Here is a 2,713-nt window from a genome sequence, read left to right as displayed (position 1 = left end):
GGAATATTGCCTGAATACGAGATAAATGAGATAAAAGAAGCTTATGGGAAGAAAAAAGAAGCGGAAAAAACCATTGTGGAAGGTTTTACAGTTGCGAATTTCCCAAGCCGAGACGAAGTTGTCCGAAGTGCGAGTTTTATTTCCCATATCCCAGAGAGATATTACGAAGCTGAGTTGCATGATTATGAGGCTTTTATAAAGGAGATAATAGACACTCTAAAAGGACTGCCAAAAGAGAAAGTGCATGAGTTTTTGAACTGGGCAAGTAAAGGTTATATTGATAAATATGAAGAGATGCTACATTTTAGGGGGAGAGTAGCATCTCCTTTGGTTGTGGGTCCCTCTAAATTTCCCTCACAAGAGAAAAAGTTAGAGAGTTTAAGGAAGAGAGAGAATGAACTGAAAAACTTTAAAGAGAAAGTGTTAAAGAGGGCAAAGAAACTGGCAGAGAGCAGAGGTTTGAGTGAGCTTGAAGCCACAAAAATAGAGCTTGACGAGTTAAAACACACTCTTGAAGTGATGAAAGAGGCAAATAAGATAGTGAGAAGCAAGAAGCTGAGCAAGGAAGAGAAAGAGAAGAAACTCCGAGAGATTGGTGCATTTGAGATAGAAGGTTACTCATTCTACTGGCCAGAACCAGATTTTATGGGCAGAATAGGATTTCCCTCATTTGAGTTAGAGAGTGTTAGAAGGGCAATAAATACGAGAGAGGAGAGGTTAAAGAGATTAGAAGAAAAGGAAGAACACAAAGGAGAGGTAAATGTAATTGAAGAGACAAAGGATTACAAAATTGTGGAAGATTACACAAAAGATAGAGTTCTCATTTACTTCACAACGATACCCCCCAATGAAGTTAGAGAAGCGTTGAAAAGCAAAGGTTGGAGATGGTCTCCACACTGGAAAGCATGGTCAAGAAAACTCACAAAAGCAGCGATTGAGGATGCAAAGGAGATATTAGCGAAATTCTATAAAGAGGGTGAAAAGAAGTTAGAAGAGGAAAAAGGTGCAGAGTATATAAAAGTGCCGGCGGAGAAATACGGTAAAGCGGAAAAGGAACGGGAAAAGAAAGAACCGTGGGAGATGACAAGGGAGGAATTTAAAAAGCAGAGTTATTCTGAAATATTTAACATCTATGAGAGGATAAATCCTTTTAGACCTAATGATATTCTTAGGCGGTATGTTGATGAATTGAATAAATACCTTAAAAGGGACTTTAAGGAAAAACTCCCTCAATCTTGGATGCAACTTCATACCCTTTTGGAACGGGTTTATAGCGATATTGAAGCAAAACAGCCTAACAAAATACCTTATGATCTGAAAAAAGAAGTAGCTAATAGCTATGGTTTTCGAGTAGAGCCAGGGCATAGATTGATAGGCTTTGATCTTGTCATTTTGCCAGATATTCATAGACAAATAGTTGAACAAGCCCTTAAAGAAGGCAAACCCGTTCCTGATGAGGTTCTCAAAGACTATCCTGATTTGGCAGAGAAATACGGTAGAGTGGGAAAGGAACGGGAAAGGAGACCTGAAAAAGAGAAGATTAAAAAGAAGATTGTTTTAGAAGGAGAAAAACGACTGTTATTTGAAAAGATAAAGAAAGAGTTAGATTATGAAGATATTTCATTGAGTGAAAGTGCAGAAGAGATTGTAAAAGAAGCTGTTAATGTGTATTATGATACCGGAAAGCCGGAATTGGTTAGAGAGTTATTAAAACAGGTGATTCCAGACGGCGCTGAAATAGCTAATATTGTTATTTCGGTTATTGATAAAGAAAAAAAGAAACCACCCACAGTTGAGGAAAAACCGGAAAAATATCACATTGAATCTTGGTATTTATTGTATGCCCCGCACTTACCCGAAAAATACCAGTGGGAATATCAAATTAGAGGGCAATGGAACTTCAAACGGTTCAAAACTTTTGAAGACGCCCGTGAATTCATTAAGAAAGGCGAGGCGAAACTGTATATCCATTTCTTACGTGGCGAGGGTATAGCAACCTGGGAGCCGGTTGATATTCCAAAATTTGTATTGAAGGTGGGCGAGAGATTTGAAATACCACCTGAAGTGTATGAGTTAGTTCAACCCGTGTTTTCATCAGAAACAAAGAAATGGCGATGGCGGGTTGATATTTGGAACAAAAAGACAAATAAGAGCTATTCAAAGGATATATTTGAGGAAGAACTCTTAAAACTTAAAGAAAAAACTGAAAAGGAAAAGCCACCCGAAGAAGAAAAATACCAAAAAATCGGTGCCGGTTGGGAAACCATAGTGGGCTATAATGTTGATTTCATCAAATCGCTATTCCCCGATTGGAAATGGGATAAGAAGAAAGGAACATTGACAGCACCGAACGAGAAAATTGTGATTCACGCATTATTTAGCGAGATAGCACCCGAACTCGAACCACACAAAACTGAGATTTTACACATATTTCACAACCTCAGAAGTATTTTTGAAAAACTGGGTTATGAATTGGTGGTGGAACGCCCGGAAGAGGGAAAACGGGTGTTTTGTGAGCGAGCGAGGAAAGATATTAATAGATTGTATGATATTTTAGGATTAGAAGAAGCCATGAAGGAAAAGAAAGATATTGTTGAAGAGAAACTCAAAGCAGTGTTTATTTCTTATCTCAAAGGTGCAGGCGTTCACCCTGTGACGATAGAGGAAGAACTGAAAAAAAAGGTAAAAGAAGACATAGAATCGCTCGCCGAAG

1 protein-coding gene is annotated in these 2,713 nt (G+C 38.3%); it reads left to right on the top strand.

Annotated elements, in window-relative coordinates; genetic code table 11:
* Nucleotides 1-174 precede the first annotated feature (174 nt).
* Nucleotides 175-2,713: hypothetical protein (locus tag J7J01_10575; GenBank protein ID MCD6211303.1), on the top strand; the 2,539-nt coding region annotated here is incomplete at its 3' end.

It is taken from the genome of Methanophagales archaeon (assembly GCA_021159465.1).
Classification (GTDB): Archaea; Halobacteriota; Syntropharchaeia; order Alkanophagales; family Methanospirareceae; genus G60ANME1.
Note: the sequence above shows the minus strand (reverse complement) of the source record. Positions and strands in the feature narration are given on the sequence as shown.